The 21,007-nt window shown below is 34.0% G+C and carries 15 protein-coding genes and 1 pseudogene; 5 read left to right on the top strand and 11 right to left on the bottom strand.

Translation table 11 applies throughout. The features are described from left to right. The first annotated feature begins 52 nt into the window (after window positions 1–52). A complete protein-coding gene (locus G7082_RS11520; protein ID WP_166035199.1) occupies window positions 53–1,417 on the top strand; it encodes an MATE family efflux transporter in 1,365 nt (454 codons plus the stop codon). A 228-nt stretch (window positions 1,418–1,645) separates the two neighbouring features. Continuing rightward, window positions 1,646–2,731: an FtsW/RodA/SpoVE family cell cycle protein gene (locus G7082_RS11515; RefSeq protein ID WP_420825036.1), complete on the top strand. Its 1,086-nt coding sequence runs from the start codon at window positions 1,646–1,648 to the stop codon at window positions 2,729–2,731. 210 nt (window positions 2,732–2,941) lie between these two features. Here the strand turns inward: G7082_RS11515 and G7082_RS11510 are convergent, their stop codons facing one another. The 6 genes from G7082_RS11510 to G7082_RS11485 all read right to left on the bottom strand — a co-directional run bounded on the left by G7082_RS11510 (window position 2,942) and on the right by G7082_RS11485 (window position 10,794). Continuing rightward, the gene (locus G7082_RS11510) at window positions 2,942–3,760 is read right to left on the bottom strand and encodes a DUF1189 family protein (RefSeq protein WP_166035197.1); all 819 of its coding nucleotides are present in this window, start codon (window positions 3,758–3,760) and stop codon (window positions 2,942–2,944) included. Window positions 3,761–3,772: 12 nt separating this feature from the next. Beyond that, window positions 3,773–4,621: a sugar ABC transporter permease gene (locus tag G7082_RS11505; protein ID WP_166035196.1), complete on the bottom strand. Its 849-nt coding sequence runs from the start codon at window positions 4,619–4,621 to the stop codon at window positions 3,773–3,775. Window position 4,622: 1 nt separating this feature from the next. Beyond that, window positions 4,623–5,924, bottom strand: coding sequence for a sugar ABC transporter permease (locus tag G7082_RS11500; protein ID WP_166035195.1), 1,302 nt, complete (start codon window positions 5,922–5,924; stop codon window positions 4,623–4,625). Window positions 5,925–5,989: 65 nt separating this feature from the next. Beyond that, complete coding sequence (locus G7082_RS11495) at window positions 5,990–7,249, bottom strand: extracellular solute-binding protein (RefSeq protein WP_166035194.1); 1,260 nt, start codon at window positions 7,247–7,249, stop codon at window positions 5,990–5,992. A 99-nt stretch (window positions 7,250–7,348) separates the two neighbouring features. Then, the gene (locus G7082_RS11490) at window positions 7,349–9,109 is read right to left on the bottom strand and encodes a glycoside hydrolase family 13 protein (RefSeq protein ID WP_166035193.1); all 1,761 of its coding nucleotides are present in this window, start codon (window positions 9,107–9,109) and stop codon (window positions 7,349–7,351) included. Between the two features lie 20 nt (window positions 9,110–9,129). Next, entirely contained in the window at window positions 9,130–10,794 is a 1,665-nt protein-coding gene (locus G7082_RS11485; protein WP_166035192.1) for a glycoside hydrolase family 13 protein, read from the bottom strand. A 280-nt stretch (window positions 10,795–11,074) separates the two neighbouring features. On the opposite strand from G7082_RS11485, the gene G7082_RS11480 reads away from it, so the two are divergent. Next, window positions 11,075–11,368: a hypothetical protein gene (locus G7082_RS11480; protein WP_166035191.1), complete on the top strand. Its 294-nt coding sequence runs from the start codon at window positions 11,075–11,077 to the stop codon at window positions 11,366–11,368. 45 nt (window positions 11,369–11,413) lie between these two features. On the opposite strand, the gene G7082_RS11475 is transcribed toward G7082_RS11480, so the two are convergent. The 4 genes from G7082_RS11475 to G7082_RS11460 form a co-directional block, all read right to left on the bottom strand. Beyond that, window positions 11,414–12,370, bottom strand: a complete 957-nt coding sequence (locus G7082_RS11475) for a LacI family DNA-binding transcriptional regulator (RefSeq protein WP_166035190.1) — start codon at window positions 12,368–12,370, stop codon at window positions 11,414–11,416. A gap of 191 nt (window positions 12,371–12,561) precedes the next feature. Then, complete coding sequence (locus G7082_RS11470; RefSeq protein WP_166035189.1) at window positions 12,562–12,792, bottom strand: YneF family protein; 231 nt, start codon at window positions 12,790–12,792, stop codon at window positions 12,562–12,564. A 94-nt stretch (window positions 12,793–12,886) separates the two neighbouring features. Further along, window positions 12,887–13,783 carry a deoxyribonuclease IV gene (locus G7082_RS11465; RefSeq protein ID WP_166035188.1) on the bottom strand — a complete coding sequence of 299 codons (897 nt, stop codon included), beginning with the start codon at window positions 13,781–13,783 and terminating at the stop codon, window positions 12,887–12,889. Between the two features lie 92 nt (window positions 13,784–13,875). Beyond that, the gene (locus G7082_RS11460) at window positions 13,876–15,510 is read right to left on the bottom strand and encodes a peptide ABC transporter substrate-binding protein (RefSeq protein WP_166035187.1); all 1,635 of its coding nucleotides are present in this window, start codon (window positions 15,508–15,510) and stop codon (window positions 13,876–13,878) included. A 178-nt stretch (window positions 15,511–15,688) separates the two neighbouring features. Here G7082_RS11460 and G7082_RS11455 point away from each other — a divergent pair, with 178 nt between their 5' ends. Both G7082_RS11455 and G7082_RS11450 read left to right on the top strand, forming a co-directional pair. Continuing rightward, window positions 15,689–16,288, top strand: coding sequence for a GNAT family N-acetyltransferase (locus G7082_RS11455; protein WP_166035186.1), 600 nt, complete (start codon window positions 15,689–15,691; stop codon window positions 16,286–16,288). 107 nt (window positions 16,289–16,395) lie between these two features. Beyond that, window positions 16,396–18,786 carry a transglycosylase domain-containing protein gene (locus G7082_RS11450; protein WP_166035185.1) on the top strand — a complete coding sequence of 797 codons (2,391 nt, stop codon included), beginning with the start codon at window positions 16,396–16,398 and terminating at the stop codon, window positions 18,784–18,786. 106 nt (window positions 18,787–18,892) lie between these two features. Here the strand turns inward: G7082_RS11450 and glmS are convergent. Further along, window positions 18,893–20,700 (bottom strand): annotated as a pseudogene (gene glmS, locus G7082_RS11445) (glutamine--fructose-6-phosphate transaminase (isomerizing)). Between the last annotated feature and the right edge of the window lie 307 nt (window positions 20,701–21,007).

Here is a 21,007-nt window from a genome sequence, read left to right as displayed (position 1 = left end):
CGCTAAAATACTATCATAGCAAATTAAATCAAAAAGGAGGAGAAAATTTTTAATGTTTCTTTCAATTAAATCGTTTTTTAGTAAAAATAGTGTCTCTAATAAAGATTTATTTTTTCTAAGTTGGCCAATCTTTATTGAATTATTTTTACGCGTTTTTATTGGTAATGTCAATGTTTGGATGATTTCTCAACATTCGGAATCTGCTGTTGCCGCTGTGGGAGCGGCTAATCAACTACTAACACTCTCAGTTTTCATCTACGGGTTTATTACAGTCGGTGTACAAATTATCATTGCCCAGCTCATTGGAGCAAAAAAACAAGAACAAATCAAATCCGTTATCACAACAGGTATTAGCGGGGCTTTTATTATTGGCTTACTACTTAGCGCTGTATTTGTCATTTTTCCAGAGCAATTATTATCATTTATGAATTTACCACCAAATATTGTCGCAATCGGTGTTAAGTACACACAAATATTTGGCGCTAGCCTTTTCGTTACTTCTATTTCAGCCATTATTGTTGCCGTCTTACGGAGTCACGGAAAAACTAAATCAGCCCTTCTAATTCCCATGGTCGCTTTAATTTTCTCATTAATCGGAAATTACGCTGCTCTTTATAGCCCTTTTGGTTTACCAAATCTAGGGGTTGCTGGTCTTGGAGTATCTGCTGTTATTAGTAATACCGTTGCACTACTAGTTGCCTTTATTATTTTAAACAAAGAAATTCATTTTAATATTTTGAAAATATCGTTTAAAGATTTCTCAAAAGAAAAACTAAAATTAATTTTAACACTAGGTTTGCCGTCTTCTGGCGAGAACCTGTCTTATATGGCTTCACAAGTTGTTGTAACGATGATTGTTGCCTCACTTGGGGAAAATATGTTAATTGCTAAATCATACGTTACAGCCATCACTCAGTTCATTTATTTGTTTGCCGCGGCACTAAGTCAAGGAAATCAAATTATGATTGGGCGCAATATTGGCGCTAGAGAATTTGACCGGGCTTATGACCGAGGCAAGAATACAATTATAATTGGTATGCTTGCAACTGGTGTTATTTCACTCTTAACTTGGATTTTCATTGAACCAATTATGCATGTTTTTACCTACAATCCAGAAGTTATCGCCATTGCTAAAATTGTCTTTTTAGTCGATATCTTTTTAGAAGCTTTTAGAGTCATTAATATGACCATGGTTGGCTCTCTTAATGCAACTGGAGACGTAAAATTCCCATTAATTTGTAGCTTAATTGTACTTTGGGTCATTAGTCTTCCATTTTCATATGTGATGGCCATTACTTTTAATTTAGGCCTTGTTGGCGTCTGGTTAGCTTACACAATCGATGAAGGGCTGCGTTCAATCTTAATGATTAAGCGATGGAAATCAGGTGTCTGGCGGAGCAAAAGTCATATTCATTAATTACTTGAAACGATCAAACACGCTCAAACTGAGAGTATTTGGTTGTTTTTTAATTTATTAAATTTTATTTAAAATAACTTTAAAACTTACTTTCACCATTCAATTAATGGTAGATTAATAAACGGAATTTTAAATTTATTTTAAAGGGTGATGTTATTGTCACAAAGACGATCAAGACATATACAAAAACAAACGATTAACTACGGCCTTTTCTTACCAATTTTCTTAATGCTCCTTTTAAGTATTTGGCTCCAATATTGGGTTGCCACCTATGAAGATTACTCTGCAGTCAACCAAGCAATTAAACAAATGGCTTTTGTTTTAATCGGTTTAGCCTGCATGTTTTCTTTGAAGTTTATTAATAAGAAAATCATTTGGAAATTAGTTCCTTGGTTATACCTCTTTTCTCTACTTCTCATGCTGTCACTTTATTTTTTCTATGATGCTACCATGTATGATTTAACGAATACGAAACGCTGGATCGATATTGCTGGTATTAAATTTCAACCTTCTGAGCTAGCTAAAATCGCGTATATTTTATTCATCTCAAAAGAATTGATTAAATACGATATGAGAACAAAAGAAAAAACCGTTAAAACGGATTTACATCTCATCAAAAGATTAATCATACTAAGTTTACCTTTATACGCTTTAATGTTTATGCAAAAAGACTTCGGAACTTCTCTTGTCTTCGTTTGTGTATTAGGGGCACTTTTAATCGCTGTTGGCATTGATTGGAAGATCTTGGCAACCTTGGCTTCAATTTTAGCTGTAGTTGGTGGGATTTTAATTGTTCTTGTTTTTACAGAATTTGGAAATGACATTCTAGCTTCATTACATTTTAAACAATATCAATTAAATCGTGTCAAAGCATGGCGAGATCCTTTTTCTTATGCAGATGGTATTGCCTATCAACAAGTTCAAGGATTAGTTGCCATGGGCTCTGGTGGCCTATTAGGTAAAGGCGCTAGTGGCGTTCAAGTTTACGTTCCTGTTCGAGAGTCAGATATGATTTTTACCTTTGTAGGTGAAGCTTATGGATTTGTGGGAGCATCTCTTGTTATCATCTTGTATTTCTATCTGTTCTTCCAAATTTTCTATGCTGGTTTAAAGAGTAACTCGAAGTTTAATCTTTACATCTGTGTCGGAATTGTTTTCATGTTAGTCTTCCAAACTTTCGAAAATATTGGGGCTTCCATTGGACTATTGCCTTTAACTGGTATCCCGTTACCTTTCTTAAGCCAAGGTGGAACATCACTAGTAGCGATACTAATTGCACTAGGATTGATATTCGAGATGGATGTCTATGATTAATAAGCGTGATGAAAAAGGCGTTTAACTCCAAGCAACTGTAAGAAATTAATTCGTGGTTTTTGAATTAATTTTAATTTCTGAAGTTGCCGCAGGAGTTGCCTTTTGAATCCGGACTATAAAGCGTGATGAAAAAGGCAGTTTAATCCTAACAATTAAAAAGGATATAACAGCTAGTTCACATTGAACTAGTACTGTTATATCCTTTTTAGTTTATTTAAATGGTTTACCTTCTGCTAAGTTATCATTAAATTTCGTTTTAGCAAAAATAATTAAAATTTGAATTGCTAAACCAAAGGCCTGAATTGTCATCATTAAGGTAATATCATAATGAATCAATCCAATGATAGTTGCAATGAATGTACTTAAGAAAAGTGAATTAAGTGTTACGTTCAAGGCTTCTTTATATGATTTAATCGATGAAATATGATTTCTTTTCGTTAACCAGATGAAAAAGGCTGTTCCGAACACCAAAAATAACGTACTACTTAAAACAAGTAAAGCAACTAGCATCGTCATACTTAAAATACGGTAAGGAGCATTTTGAGCATTCCATTCTTTGTTTAACCACGTTTCAAACTCTTCAACACTTGAAAAATTTGCAAACTTCCAATCTTCTGTATATCTTAATTCAAAAGATAAGCCATTTTCATCTTTCATAACCAACTTATCGTTTTCAAAATTAAGCCCTGTCTTTACTTTTTCAAAATCCTTTTTTGATGTGTTTAAGTAAATCTCGTTACTTAGCTTTTTTGATTCTTGTTCAGTTAATTTATTATCGGTAAAAGTGATTTGTTTAATCTCTTCAATATTTGATTTAGATACTTGTTTCGTTAAATCTGGCATAATACTATTTAATTTGAATTCTGGAGAGTTATTCGCATTAATCGCTACCGGATTTAATAACATAAAAATTAAAAAGATGATTACAATCAGCATTTGCCATATTTTTAACTCACGACGATTTAAAAACATTTTTTTAGCTGAAAAACAATTAGCAAAATAAGTAACTGGGAATTGACTTGACTTCATTTAGAAAAACTCCTATCCTTTTGTTCCTCCAGCAAGTAAACCTGATACAAAGTTCTTTTGCAAGAAGAAGAATAACACTGTAATTGGTAATGCAATTAGAATTGCACCTGCGGCAAACAAAGCCACTTGTTGATCCTTAGAGTTACTGATGAATGTTTGAAGACCAACAGCAACCGTAATTTTTTCTGGTGAGCGTAGTAAGAATTTAGCTAACATGTAATCACCAAAAGGTCCCATGAACGCCCATAACGCTTGAACAGCAATCATTGGTTTTACTAATGGTAACACAATTTGAGCAAAAATTCTAAAGTGACCAGCACCATCTAATTTAGCAGACTCATCTAAATCGATTGGTACAGTATCAAAATAGCCTTTCATTAACCAAGTGTTCATTGGGATCCCACCACCGATATAAATCAATGTTAAGAACCAAGGTTGGTCTAAAGCATTAAGTAATAATGCCATAACGTAGAAGGCTGTTAAAGCTGCCATCGTTGGAACCATTTGAACGATTAAGAAAAGTTTTAAACTACTGTTACGACCAACGAAACGATAACGACTGTAAGTGTAACCTGCTAGAGTAATAATTGTTACCTGACACACCATTGTGAAGATAGCAATAATTAATGTATTGATATACCAGCTACCATAAAGTGTTTCATTCAGTAAGCGACTAAAGTTATTAAGCGTCCATTCACTGTTAAAATCTAAACTGAATGCACTAACATTTCCAGCTTTAAACGCTGTACTGACCGTAATTAAAATTGGATAAACCACGATTACTGCTAAGACAATTAAGAATAAATACGTAAAGAAATGAGATAAAAATCTAGTACGTTTTACGGAGTGTGTTTTCTTCATTTTATTTGCCCTCCATATCAAAAGCGTTTGTTTTCTTAAAGACAATCATTGAGATACTAATTACAATAAATGAAATAATTAACGTCACAGCTGCTGCCACAGAATATTGCGGAGCGTTACCTGTTGTTAATTTGTAAATCCAAGAAATCAAGATATCTGTTGAACCAGCGCCACCACCGACACTACCTGGTCCACCATTATTGAATAAGTAAATCATTGAGAAGTTGTTAAAGTTACCTGTATATTGAGTAACAAAAATTGGTGCGGCTACAAATAGAATCATTGGTAATGTGATTGTTCTAAAACGTTGAATCGCATTAGCACCATCGATTTTAGCTGCTTCATATAATTCACCAGGAATTGATTGTAAAATCCCTGTTGTCATAACATAAATATAAGGGAAACCTAACCAACCTTGAATCATGATAATCGCAACTTTTGTCCAGAATGGATCTGTTTTCCATGAAATCGCACTAATATCAACGAATGGTAAGTGATTAATCATTGGAATAACTTGTGTATTGATTGCTCCAATACTATCGTTGAAGATATTAGAGAAACTCATGATGGTGATAAACGCTGGAACTGCCCAAGGAAGTAAGAAGATAACCCCGAAAAGTCTTTTTCCTTTAATAAATTGTTGGTTAGCAATTACAGCTGTTAAAACACCTAAAACAATTTGTAATGTAGAGGCACAAACTGTCCAAATAACTGTCCAACTAAATACTGCTCCAAATGTAGCACGGTAAGAACTTAAGAAGAAAATACTAAAGAAGTTCTTGATTCCTACCCAGTCAATCAAGCCAGCAGGTGGAATATGTTTAAAGTCATAGTTAGTAAATGCCATAAATAATGTAACTAAAACTGGAAAAATAATAGCAACTGTCATAACGAGATAAGCTGGTAATGTTAAAAGGTATGGAAAACCATCATCCAACACATTCTCAATAATTGATTTTGCTGTTGTATTAACTTTTTGACCATCGTTCCATTTTTTAGCAACCACACGTGCATCACGAATGTTTAAGTAATAAAAAATCAGAAAAATTGCAGTAATAATAATTTGTAGGGTTCCTTCTATTAAAAGAAATAGTGAATGATCTTCGACTGGAACAGTCCCTAATGTAATAAATCCTTCAAATGCAGATAAACCAAAAGTAAACAACTCTACGATGAATAGCGCAAAAACTCCTAAGAAGATAAATCCTTTAAATTTTTGTTCATTATAAATTTGGCCTAAACCTGGAATAATTGAAAGAAGCGTCGCTTTTTTAACGTCTTTCTTTTTTTGATTTGTATCCATTGTCTTTCTCCTTATCTATAAAAGAAATCGGCAGAGTTTTTTATATGCTCTGCCGATTTAACTCCTTATTCGCCGTATTTTTGATCGATATTTTCTTTGATTACTTTCACTGCAGCGTCAGCAGCTTCTTGAGGAGTTTTCTTACCAGATGCAGCATCAAACATTAAGTTTTCGCCACCAGCAAAGATTTCAGCCATTTCTGGAATGTTTGGCATTGGTTTAGAGTTTTTATATTGTTCGATAACAGCAGTTGTTAATTCGTTATTTTCTTTTGTTGCAGCTTCACGAGCATTGTTGTTAGCTGGAACTTCTTGTGTTGCTTTGTAGAATGCTTCTTGGTTTTTATCGTTTGTTACGTAATCTAACCATTTTTGTGACATTTCTTTGTTTTTAGAATAGTTACTTACTACCCATGCTTTACCGCCACCAAAGGCTTCGTATTCTTTGCCATTGTTTAATGTAGGAATTTTAGCAGCGCCAAAGTTTAAACCTGCATCTTTATAGTTAGCAGCAGCCCAAGGTCCATCGATAATTGCTGCAGCGTGTCCCTCAGTAAATTGAGTTGTAACAAAATCACCAGCAGCTTTAACATCCATCATACCTTTTGGCCAAGTTTTTTGGAACCAATCAGTAGCATATTGAATTCCTTCAACAGCACCTTTGTTGTTTAAACCAACATCTTTAGGATCAGTACCGTCTTTACCAAATGTATAACCACCGTAACCAGAAATTAATCCATATGCGAAGTAGAAGTCAGTCCATTTAGCTAAGAATGCTGTATTTTTTCCTTCTTCACCTTTAAAGGCATATTTTTCATCTTTAGATAATTCTTCTAATTCTTTAAATGTTTTTGGTGCTTCTTTAAGTAAATCTTTGTTATAGTACATAATTAACGTTTCAATAACTGCTGGAGAACCATATTGTTTATCTTGAACCGTTACTTGTTTTTTATCAGTATCATTGTAGTGTGAGTCTTCACTTAATTTAACTTCTGCTAAATGTCCTTGTAACCCTAAAGGTCCTAAGCGGTCAAATGCTGACATCATTACGTCAGGTGCTTTACCAGCAGGTCCATCAAGAGATAAAGCATCTAATTGTTCGAACATATCTTTTTCGATAACTTTTACTTTAATACCATTTTCTTTTTCAAAGTCACCTTTGATTTCGTTTACATATTTAACATAGCCTTTTGCTACTGATACTTCTAAAGTATCATCTTTTTTACCTTCGTCTTTTTTATCTTTGCCTCCACCACATGCAGTTAATGCTAATACTGCTGATGCTGCAACTAAACCTAGACCAAAGCGTTTCCATCCTTTTTTCATTGAGAAAGCCTCCTATGTATTTTCTTTACACCCTTAGATTATGCTGTTACGGCTTTCAATGCAACCGTTTTTACAATGTTACCGTTAACACCTTTTGTTTTATTTCGAAACGATGAAACCATTTTCACGAATAACGTATCCTGACGCTGTTTTCTCAACATTTTGGCTCATTAACACTTCTAAATCACCTGAGACAGTTTGTTCTTTTGCTCCTTTGTTAAAGAAACCTTTAACTTGTCCTTCTGTTGTTTGACGAGTAAATTCAACATATTGTCCCTCATTATCCAGTGTTTCAAATGTTAAGTCACCGTAAGAAAGAATTGGTTGATAATCTTTTCTTAATGCAACCAGTTGCTTAGTGAATGCTAGGAAGATTTGATCTTGATTTTCTTCTTCCCAAACCATACATCTACGGCAATCAGGATCGTTATCACCAGTCATACCAATTTCAGTTCCATAATAAATACATGGTGATCCTTGTTGTAAGAAGGTAAATGTTAAAGCCATCTTCGCAATGTCTTTGTTCTCACCTGAAATATGTAACAGTCTAGCTGTATCATGAGAGTCTAAACAGTTAAACATCACTTGATTCGTTTGATCACGGTATAACATTAATTGTTCGTATAAACCACTGGCCATCTTAGTTGCTGAAATAGCGTCTTTAACGAAGAAGTTTGTCACTGTTTCTGTAAAGGCGTAGTTCATCACCCCGTGGAATTCATCTCCTTGTAACCAACTTTGAGAAGAGTGCCAGATTTCACCTAAAATGTAGAAATCTTTATCTAAGGCAGTTGTTGCTTCATAGAATTTTTTCCAGAAATGATGATCCACTTCATTAGCCACATCTAAACGCCATGCGTCAATGTTAAATTCTCTCACCCAGTAAGTCGCAATATCTAATAAGTAATCTTGAACTTCTTTATTAGCTGTATTTAATTTTGGCATCATTGGAGTGAAGGCAAATGTATCATATGATAACGTTTTAGCTCCTTCAAAATTACCATTTGTTCCGATTTCCACTGGGAAGCTATGAATATGGAACCAATCTGCGTATTGAGAGTTCTCACCATTCTTCACAACATCTTGGAATTGTGGTGCATAGTATCCTGTATGGTTAAAGACCGCATCCAACATAATTTTAATCCCACGTTTGTGCGCTTCTTCTACTAATTTTTTGAATGTTTCTTTGTCTCCAAAGTCTGGATCAATATCAAAGTAATCGATTGTATCATATTTATGGTTAGATGACGCTTTAAAGATTGGACAGAAGTATAATCCGTTTATCCCTAAATCAACTAAATAATCTAAATGATCAATCACACCTTGAAGATCTCCACCAAAGAAGTCTTCACGACCTGGTAATTGACTGCCCCATGGTAATGTTCCTTCTGGGTCATTTGATGTGTCTCCATTAGCAAAGCGCTCTGGGAAAATTTGATACCAAACTGTTTCTTTTACCCATTCAGGCGCTTTGAAACGATCAACTTCTTGGAAAAATGGCATTCTGAAGTAATTTTCAGCTTTTTCAATCACTGATTCTGATAAATCAAAAATCCCGCGATCTCCGTAAAAGACTTCTTCTCCATCAGTTCCAACAATATCAAACGCATATTGGATACGTCTAAATTCAGCGTCCACTGCGATTTGATAATAATCGTAATCTTCAGTTGTTGCCACTAAAGTCATCTTTTCTGATTCTTTGTACCATTTGTCTTCATTAATTAAGTAAGGATCTCCCTTAATAATCTTTACTTCTTTCACGTCACTTCTTTTTGTTCTTAAACGGATGTGCATCACGTCTTTTTCAAATAAATAAGCGTATTCGCTATCTGGTCTATGTAATAATGCTGCTCTTTCCATGTCTTAAAATTCCCCATTTTCTAATTTTTATATACGATATATGTATATGGTAAGAGTTCTTTTTCATCCATTTCGACTTCTGAACTAAGAACTTCTTGCCAATCTTTGTATTGAGCCAACCATTCTGGTGTCTCAACGCTTTCATTAGTTAAATTAACTAATACTACTGCAGATTGATCTTCATAAGTTCTTTTGTATGCTAATAATTGATCTGAACTTTCTAAAAATTCAACATCTCCTAAAGAGAAGATATCTTCTTGTTTTAATTTAAGTAATTGTTGATAGAATCTTAAAATACTTGTTTCATCTTTTAATTCAGATTCAACATTGTATTTTTCTTCCACATTTTCACCAATCCAACTTGCTTTAGTTGAAAAACCAGCAAAATCACTCTTGTTCCACTGCATCACACCACGACTCGCCTCTTTATTAACTGAAGCAATAATTTCTAAAGACTCTGCCTTTGAGAATCCTGATTCAAGTAACTGGATATGTTGTCTAACAGCCTTTGGACTTTGGAAAGTATCCACACTGTCCACTGCTAGATTTTTCATACCAATTTCTTCTCCGTAAAGAATAACTGGAATCCCTTTTAATAAATACATCCCAGTTGCTAAAGCTTTCGCACTTTTATCTCGGTAAGTCTCATCATCACCAAATCTAGAAACAGCTCTTGGCATATCATGATTATTCCAATAAAGTGTTGGGTATTTACTAGGTGTTAATGCTTCTTGCCAATCTGATAAATTAGCTTTCATTTTTTTCGCATCAATGGCTCTTTCTTCTAAACCTTCTGGTATTCTCTTATCATCACCAATTATTTTCTCATCAAAATGATCAAATGAAATCACTGCGCCACACAAATCTTCCCTAATATAACTATCTGCCAACTCAGGTGTTGCAGAAGCTGCTTCACCTAAAATAAAGCAGTCAGGTTTAATGTGTTTGATGGCTGAGATGAATTCTGATAAGTAGTGTTTCACTTCAGGAAGATTAGCGTAATATTCTTCCGCTATGGCAATTTCACCTTTGGAGACGTTTGCAACTTGGAACGAAAACTTAGATTTGATCATATGAATAAACGCATCCAATCTAAAACCATCTATTCCTTTATCTAACCAAAACTTAGCAATATCAATCATTGATTTCATCACTTCTGGATTTTCCCAGTTCAAATCTGGCATTTCTTTATCAAATAAATGGAAATAATACTGATCACTCTTATAGTCTTTTTCCCAAACCGAACCACCAAAGAAAGATTCCCAATTATTAGGTAATGAGCCATCTAATTGTTCATCTGCCCACAGGTAATAGTCTCGGTATAAATTGTCTGGTCCCTTTAAAGCCTCTTGGAACCAAGGATGTTGACTTGAGGTATGATTTAAAACTAAATCAAAAATAATTTTCAAATCACGCTTATGAGCCTCGTTAATCAATTCTTCCACATCTTTTATATCTCCAAATATTTCATCAATCGCATAATAGTTCGAAATATCGTAACCGTTATCAACTTGTGGTGAAATAAAAATAGGATTTAACCACAGAGTATTAACCCCTAGTTCTTTAATATAATCTAACGATTTTATAATTCCTTGCAAGTCTCCGATACCATCATTATTCGTATCTTTAAAACTTTTAGGATAAATTTGGTAGACGATTGCTTTTTCCCACCAATTTTCAGTCATACTTTTCCCCTCCTTTGTAAGCTCATTCATAGTCTATGAAATGTTACAAAATAACTCAACTAATAAATGCTTGTTAACGTTAACAAAAATAAAAAAACAGCAGTTGTTGGCGATATCATGTTATTTCTTAGTGATTATTCTCATTTAATTCAGTGATTTAGTCATTTTTCTAAAATAGAAATGTTAATTTTTGATTAAAATCGTTTTATCTGTTTTAATCTTTTTATAATAACGGTATAATTAACTTAACAAAACAAAAAAATGTAAGGGAGATAGTATGATGGTTATTAGAAGAGATGCTAGTTATGAGATGGTAAAGAATGATGTCATTGTCAATCAACTACTATGGTCTGTCACTGAGAATAATATTAGAATAATTGAAGAAATCTACTGCGAAGATCATCTTAATGAACTAATGAATGCCTTTATCTCTGATGCTCAATATGACAATCAGTTAATTATTCCTCTTTCTCCTTTAGCTCAATTTTATTTTGAGAATGAACCGACCTTCAACTATTTAATTCAACCTCTCGAACTAGAAGTCACGACTAGAACAACTAAAATTCTAATATAATAAAAACAAGGGACTGTGACATAAGTACGTCGCAATCCCTTGTTTTTATTTATCTTTTTCAGTGCTTCCTCTAACAACAAGTGAGGCTTCAAACAATAAGTTACCTTGTGGTGCTCCTTTTTGTTTAATTTTATTTAACAACATATTGGCACAAGCTGCCCCCATTTCAAAAACAGGTTGTTTTACTGTTGTTAATTTCGGGAAAGCGATTTGATCTAAAAAGACACCATCAAAGCCAATCACACCGTAATCTTCTGGCACTTTCGCTTTACTTGCTTGAAGTCCACGCTCAATTCCAATAGCTAAACGATCACTACTACAAACAAACGCTGTCTTTTTAGGATATCTTAAAAATTTATCAGCAATAAACTGGTAAGAAAAATGCGAGCGATTGTTGAATCTCACAATTTCTGGGACTTTCTGGTAGCGTTGCATCGTGTTTATGTAGCCTGATTCTCTTGAAAACTCGAAAGGCTCCTTAACATCAATTCCAACATAAACAATTTTTTCATACCCTTGAGAGATGGCGTGTTCAGTAGACAACTCGGTCCCTTTTGCGTTATCTGTATCCACAAAATCATACCCATAACGATTTTCACCAAACAAAACAAAGGGTTTTTCCAAACGTTCAATCCAAGGGTAATCTTCGTCTCTCATCCCTGTAATGATATAGCCGTCGCTTTGACCTAAATCAAAACTATTTTCAGTCACAAGTTGTAAGGAATATTGATGCTTATCCAGTTCTTTTGAGATTCCCATTAATAAATTCATGTAATAAGGTTCTGTTGTATCAATTTCTTCTAAAATAAAAAACTTAATAACTTGCGTTCTGTTGTTCGCTAAAGCTTTAGCCGCCACATTGGGTTTATAATCTAAATCTTTCATCGCTTTAAATACTAATTCTTTTAATTCATCTGTTACTTTTTCTGGATGGTTAATCACCCTAGAAACGGTCATTTTTGATACATTCGCTTTTTTGGCAACATCTGATAAAGTTGTCATTTCCCCACCCCATTTTGAGCATATTACTGTCATTATACTTTAAAAAAAATAATTTACTATTAAAAAATGCTTAATTTCATATTTTTTCAATAAAATAAAGCGATTCAAATCTGATTGAGAATACACAAAAAGATAGGTACTAAAAAGCACCTATCCTTTCCTTGTATGGTTGAAAGCCTCTTTAAACACTACTATTTTTTCTTTTTAGTATTTTGAGGTTTCATATTTTGCATCATTTGACGGATTTTCTTCTCAGATGGTTTTTGTCCCATTTGAGCCATCATCATACGTAACATATCCTCATTAACTGGAGGATTTTTCTCTAATTGATCTTCGAATGTTTTTTTAGCGAAAAAGAATCCACCTACTGCACCGACTAACAATGCAATAACAATGAATAATATAACTAATCCTGTATTCATATTTTTGGTCACTCCTTCCACTAATTTATTAATCTCACAATTCTATATTTTACTAGATAACCCTTGAAAAGAAAAGGATTTTTATTATATTTTATTAACTATTTGTAATTAAATCTAGTAAATCAGGATTGAATTTCTTTTCTTTTAACATCGCGATTTCAAAAGCATAAGGCGCTTTCGCTGTTTTCTTATCTTCACCGACATAAGGTGTTTCTAAAATTTTTGGCAAGTTTTCTAATTGTGGATGATGAACCACATAACTTAAGGCATCAAATCCAATCGTTCCAAAACCGATATTTGCATGACGGTCTTTATGAGAACCTTGCGGATTTTTTGAGTCATTCACATGAATCACTTTTAAGCGGTCAAGACCAATAATTTTATCAAACTCTTCTAAAACGCCATCAAAGTCTTCACGTATATTATAGCCAGCATCATTGATATGACACGTATCTAATGTTACAGATAACTTGTCATTGTGTGTAACACCATCGATAATTTGAGCCAACTCTTCAAAAGAACGACCAATTTCAGTTCCTTTACCAGCCATAGTTTCTAAGGCAATTTGAGGAACTTGATCTTGTCTTAAGACTTCATTCAAACCTTTGATAATTTGATTAATCCCTTTTTCTGCTCCTTCGCCCACATGAGCTCCTGGATGAAGAGTGATTTGAGTGGCACCAATAGCCTCCACGCGTTCAATTTCTTGACGTAGAAAATCCACAGCAAAACCAAAATTTTGAGGTTTAATCGTATTACCTAAATTTATAATATAAGGGGCATGAACCACAATATCTTTAATATCCAAATTGTTTTCAGCCATAAACGCTAAGCCATTTTCAATATTTAGTTCTTCGACAGGCTTTCTTCTTGTGTTTTGTGGTGCTCCTGTATAAATCATAAAGGTATTAGCGCCGTAACTAACAGCTGATTCTGCAGAACCTAATAACATTGCCTTACCATTCATGCTTACGTGTGATCCTAATAACATATTTATTCGCTCCCTTTTATCTATTCTCCTAATTGTACAATTTAAGAAATTAGCAAACAAGTTTCTTGCCTAAAATAAGAGCAAAACTTTCGCTATTTTTTTAATTCAGCATATTTATATTCAAATCTTGGGCCCACGTTATGGAATTTGACATTTTTTAACTCCGTACTTCTTAGATAGGTTGGATTTGAACTGTAGATAGGGGTGATTCCTTGTTCTTTCATGAGTAAATTTTCAGCATCTATTAGATTTTGCCATCTCTTTTCTGGCACTAAACTATTTTTCTTAGCTTCTGAAAGTAAGTTATCATATTTTGGTTGTTGATATTTCCCCCAATTACTACCTGAATCCGATTTGAATAATTGCAACATGGCATTAGGATCAGCATAATCCGCTCCCCAACTAACAAGATATAAATCAAAAGCTTGTTTATTCGCATTGTCCATAAAAACAGACACTGGGTATGAATTAATTTCAACTTTAGCTCCTTCTAAATTTTCAGTGATCACACCTTGTAAGTATTCTGCTGTTTTTGCCATATCTTCATTTTCAAATGTAATTAACTGAATTGTTACTTTTTCAGTTTCTTCTAAACCTAATTCTTTCTTTCCTTCTAACCAAAGTTGCTTCGCTTTATCTACATCTGTTGCCAGTAATGACGGGCGATTTTTAGTGAAATCTTCTCCCGTTTTAGGATTAACCGCTAAGTGTTCGAAGATTAAACCTGTTGCTGGTTCCACGCCATTCCCTAAAATATTGTGAGCTAATTCTTCTCGGTTAATTAGTAAAGAGATTGCTTGCCTAATTTTAGCATTTTGATAGAATTCTTTGGTGTGATTATAACCAAGAAAAACCGTTTGAGTCGTCTTCTCTTGAACAAATTGAGGATCCTCTTTTTTATTTTTAGCATATTCACCTAAAACACTCACCTCATCTGTTTGCCCGTTCTCAAATAAATTGACATTAGTTGTTGTTTCTTTGACCACATCAAACTTTATTTTGTCTAACTTCACTTCTTCTTTATCCCAATAGGTTTCATTTTTAAGATACACCCAGTTACTACTCGTTCCAGCGCCTTTAAATTCACTTAGAACAAACGGGCCATTGTAAAGGGCGTTTTCACTCGTTGTCGCAAAATCATCTCCCTTCTCCTCAATAAATTCTTGATTTAACGGAAAAAAAACAGGCATTGCTAACATTGCTGTAAAATAAGGAGTCGCTTCAGATAACTCAAATTGAAGTGTCATATCATCAATTTTTTTAATCCCTAACTCTTCAACTGATTTCTTTTTTTCTAAAACCTCATGACCATTTTTAATGTTGTCATAAAAATAATTGTTTTGCGGGGCGTCTTTTGAGGTAATCGATCTTTTTAGTGCATATATATAATCATCTGCTGTTATTTTTTTACCATTTGACCAAACAGCTTCTGGGTTTAACTTTATCACATAAATCAAGCCATCTTCACTAATTTCCGGTAACGCCTTCGCGCCAGCAGGTATTGGCTGATTTTCCATATCTAATCGGTACAAACCTTCATAAATATTATTTAACACAATGTTACTATTAACATCCACAGAAAAGGATGGGTCTATTGTATTTAACTCCTGAATAACATTTATTTTAGCGACTTCTTCACTTTCTTTCTCTTTAGTTTTGGTTGTCGTACAGGCTGTTAAAATAAAAATAGAACTTATTAGAATTAGATAAAAACTGCTTTTTCTCACAATACCGTCTCCTTTAAAATAACAAATTATTTTTTTCACAATTAAAACTTACCAAAAAATTAACAGGAATGCAATATTTATTTAACGTGATGTTTTTATACAATAAAGATATTTTTATCCTTGAGGATGGGGTTACCACACGGTGTAGAATGGAACTATCAATGAAAGGTGGTTTATCATGGACATTACTGTTACTTACGATAATCAAAAAAATGGGGAGAATATAAAAGCACTTGTTTTAGAAAGTTTTCATAACAAATTTAAACAAAGTCATTTTACAAATACTGAAATTATTCAACTTTCCAGTAAATTTTGGCAACTTCCTAATAAGGAAAGTTCTAATATTCAATATATCGCAGAAACTGAGCATCACATTGCCGGTTCCCTCCTTCTCAAACGAAATAATGAGAGTGATACGACGATGAAAGAGTTTGTTTCCTTATTCTTTAAATATTCTCCATTGAAAATACTAAAGCTATTAACTATTTTTAGCATTTTAGAACATCACGTTGAACAAAATGAAGTTTATATTGACTATGTGGTGGTTGATCAAACCTTTAGAGGACAAGGAATTGGGCATCAATTGATTAATCAAGCGAAAAATACGGTTCATGAGCACGAATACCTCTCTCTTTATGTGGCAGAATCAAATATTGGAGCAATTAAACTATATAGAAATCTGGGCTTTAAGATTGTATCAGCAAAAAACAGTTTTTTTAGAAAATTATTTTTAAACGAGACAGGTTGGTACTATATGACTTGGAGACCTGACAATTAATAAAAATAAATAAAACTTTATTAATTAATCAAATCATATTCTTCAAAACTAGGCATAGTAGGGATAAAATGATATAATTTTATCATTATAAGTTTTGAGGTGATATATTGACACAACCTAGCAACAACAACAATCAACCGCCTATCCCTCCAACTCCTGATAACGAAAATATATCAAGAACAATCAACTCTGAAAATCAAGAGCAACCAAAGAAAACTTTCTCGTTTTCTCTAAACGTCTTTTACCGAGTGATGCGTTCCATTTTTTTAATTTTCGTTCTGATAGCTTCAGGATTAGGTTTTCTTGGCTTAGGTGTTGGCTTTGGCTACTTTGCTTCTCTGGTTTCAGACTTAAATGTGCCAGGTAAAGAAGAGCTCTCGCAAAAGATTAATGACTTAGAACAACAATCCAAGATTTTATATTCTAATGGAGAACTTGTTTCAGTCATTAAATCAGATTTAATTCGGACATCTGTTAAATCTGAAGATATTTCGCCTTTTGTAAAAAAAGCCCTTGTTTCTACAGAGGATGAAAATTTTTACGATCATAAAGGAATTGTTCCTAAAGCTATTATTCGTGCAACCGCCTCTGATATTCTTGGCGTTGGTGGTAGTTCTGGTGGTTCAACCATCACTCAACAATTGATTAAACAACAAGTATTAACGAGTGAAACATCCTACAAACGTAAATCTTCTGAAATATTACTCGCAGCAAGAACCGAAAAATTCTTTTCAAAGGAAGAAATTTTAAATTCTTACTTAAATGTCTCTCCTTTTGGACGAAATAACCACGGAGAAAACATCGCTGGTATTGAAGAAGCTGCATTAGGTATTTTTGGTGTTCATGCCAAAGATGTCTCCTTACCACAAGCTGCCTTTTTAGCAGGGTTACCTCAAAGTCCAATTGAGTACTCACCCTATACAAATACAGCTACCTTTAAGGAAAATTTTGATGCAGGTCTTAATCGAAAAAATGACGTTCTTTTTAACATGTATCGTGAGAAAATGATTAATGAAAAAGAGTATCAAGAAGCCAAAGATTATGACTTAGCAAAAGATTTTATTCAACCAGAACCACCATTAAGTAATAACAGTGGTTACTTGTATGATTATTTAGTCAATGAAGCTGCAACAAAAATTATGCCAACCTATTATGAAAAAGATGGGCTAAGCGCTAAAGATATTGCAGAATCAAAAGATTTAAATGATAAATATCTTGAAATTTCTAAAAGAGAATTGCGCCAAAATGGTTACACTGTTCACAGTTCTATTGATAAAAATGTCCATAATTCAATGCAAGAAGCTGTTGCTCAATACGGGTACGTTTTAGATGACGGACGGGACATGACCTTAGAAACAGGTAGTGTTTTAATGGACAATAAAACGGGACGTATTTACGGATTTATTGGTGGACGTGATTACAGTAAAAATCAATATAATCATGCGTTCCAAATGAATCGCCAACCAGGTTCAACGATCAAACCAATCATTGCTTACGCGCCTGCGATTGATGTGGGTCTAATTGGCTCAGAATCAATGCTTTCAGATTATCCAAAGAAATATAAAAGTGGTCAAGTCATTAATAACTATTCAGATAAAGGAAGTAATTCTTTCAAATCAGTTAGAGAATCATTGAAATGGTCCCTTAATATCCCTGTGGTTAATCTTTATGGCGAATTAGGTAATGAAGTTAACCCTAAAGAGTATTTCGATAAAATGAATATAAAAGGCATTAGTGCAGAGGAATTTGGATACGAGTCAATCCCCTTGGGTGGAACATCAACCGGAATTTCTGTTTTTGAGGAAACTGTTGCTTATGCTACTCTAGCCAATAAAGGTGTTTATAACGAAGGTTACGCCATTGATAAGATTACGGACAACAGTGGCAAAATTATCTACGAACACAAAAAAGACCCTGTTCAAGTCTTCAAACCTTCCACTGCAAGTATTATGAATGATATGATGAAAGACGTCATTAATTCGGGGACTGGGCAACAAGCAAAAGATACCTTCAATAGTATTGGGTCTCCCTTAGCTAAAGCTGATTGGGCAGGAAAAACAGGAACGACCGATGACATGAAAGATTACTGGTTTACTGCTTCTAATCCTTCTGTGACGATGAGTAGCTGGATTGGATACGATCAACCGACTATCATGTATGACACGTGGAATAAACAGAATATGGTTTACTGGTCTTACATTACTAACTATGTCTATCAACAAAATCCAGACATCTTTGGTATCGACGAAAAATTCTCTCTAGATTCTAGCGTCAAGAAAGAAAAAGTAGTTGATTTTACTGGTCAAAAAGAAGGTAGTTTCAATACAGAAGGTTATAACATGAATCTTCGTGGTTCTAAAACAAAAACAAGTCTTTACTCTGAAGGAAGCAGTCCTAAAGACAGCTCCTTTAGATTTGGTATTGGTGGAACAGATGATAACTATAAGGATGCTTGGAATTCTTACTTTAAGCCGCAAAACACGAAAAAGAAACGATAACTTAAATAGATTGAGGATGATTGGTCTCATCCTTAATCTATTTTTTTGCAAAAAAAATCATTGACTCTGAAGCTAGTCTCAACTTCAGAATCAATGGTTTCTATTTTTATTCTACTGTAACACTTTTAGCTAAGTTTCTTGGTTTATCAACATCTAAGCCACGTTGTAAACTAGCATAGTATGCTAAGAATTGTAACGGAATCACTGTCAACAATGGACTAATTAAGCCATGGACATGTGGTAAAACAATCGCATCCGTTTCTTTTTCAAATCCTTCAACTGCGATAACTAATGTTTTAGCCCACGAGATTCTACTTCTTTAATATTTCCACGTGTATGACTTCCCATCTCTTCATTTGAGATAATCGCAACCACTGGTGTGTTGTCTTCGATTAAAGCAATCGTACCATGTTTTAACTCACCAGCTGCAAAACCTTCTGCTTGAATGTAAGAAATTTCTTTCAGTTTTAAAGAACCTTCTAATGAAACGGCGTAGTCTAACCCACGACCAATGTAGAAAGCGTTTCTTGTTTCAAAGAAGAAATCTTCACTGAGTTTAGCAAAATCTTCTTTCATATCAACAAGTGTTTCCATACCAGCTGCAACTATACCTAACTCATGAACTAAGTCTAATGCTTGTGCTTGAGTATTGCTTAACTTCTCACCCATTGCTTTGGCTAAAAAGGCCATAACAGCAATTTGTGATGTGTATGCTTTTGTTGAAGCAACTGCAATTTCAGGGCCAGCATGTAATAATAATGTATGAGTTGCTTCACGTGATAGAGTTGAACCTTTTACATTAGTGATGGTTAATGATGGTAATTTCATAGCATTAACTTTTACTAATACTTGACGGCTATCGGCAGTTTCTCCACTTTGAGTTAAGAAAATGAAGTAAGGTTTTTTAGAAAGAATCGGCATATCATAACCCATCTCACTTGCTAAATGAACCTCAACTGGAATACCAGTTAACTCTTCAATAATTTTTTTACCAACAATTCCTGCATGCCAGCTTGTTCCACAACCAACAATATAAATACGGTCGCTTGCTGTCATTTCATCTAAAATATCATCAGAGATCGTACTTACGCCATCAACTGTCATATACTCTTGGATTAATGTTCTCATAACTGCTGGTTGCTCATCAATTTCTTTTGCCATGTAATGAGGATATAAGCCTTTTTCAGCATCATTGGCGTCAATTTCAGCCACATAAAAGTCTCTTGAGACTTCTTGATTGTCATTATCTAAAATGGTTACTTCTGTTGCTGTTAAAATAATTCTTTCCCCGTCCATAATCTCAACAAAACGGTCTGTTTCAGCAATCATCGCTAAAGCGTCACTACCTACTAAGTTATAACCATCTGCTAAACCGATTAATAATGGACTTTTATTTTTAGCTAAGTAAATTTTTTGATCATCTTCAACGTCGATTAATGCTAAAGCATATGACCCTTTTACTTCACCTAACATTTTTGTAAAGGCATCTAAAGTTGATAAACCTTGTCTTGAAAAATAATCAACCACTTCAACGATAATTTCGCTATCAGTGTCGCCTGCTAACGTAATATCTGTTAAATATGTATCTCTTAAAGTTTCATAGTTTTCAATCACGCCATTATGAACTAAACCAAAACGACCACTTTTTGCTAAATGAGGATGAGCGTTATTTTCAGTTGGTTGACCATGAGTTGCCCAACGAGTATGCCCAATTCCTGTTCCAGAATCTTTTTGATCTGAGACTAAAGCTTCTAATTCAGCCACGCGTCCTGGTGTTTTTGACACATACATGCCCTGTTCATTACTTAGCATAATTCCTGCTGAATCATAACCTCGATACTCTAATTTATGTAATCCATTTAATAAAATATTCTTTGTATTTTGACTTCCTACGACTCCAACGATTCCACACATACTATATTATCCAACTTTCATTTTAAATTTAATGTTTTTCTGTCCTGCGTGATCAACACTTTGTCAAAGACATTACTGTCTAATTTTACTGTTCATCTTTAGGATGCAGCTTCCTAGAACTACCCGCCGAAATCTTCGATAAGTTCTTCCTCGTCACCTGTCTAAAACAGGTCTGGCGCTATCCAATCAATTGGTACACTATCCTCCTCGTGATATTTATAACAGAAACAAGAATAGCTTACTTCTATTTCAATGTTTAGTCAATAAAATTCCACAAAAAATTGTTTTTTTAAAATAATTGGTATAG

Source organism: Vagococcus hydrophili (genome assembly GCF_011304195.1).
GTDB classification, from domain to species: Bacteria; Bacillota; Bacilli; order Lactobacillales; family Vagococcaceae; genus Vagococcus; species Vagococcus hydrophili.
Note: the sequence above shows the minus strand (reverse complement) of the source record. Positions and strands in the feature narration are given on the sequence as shown.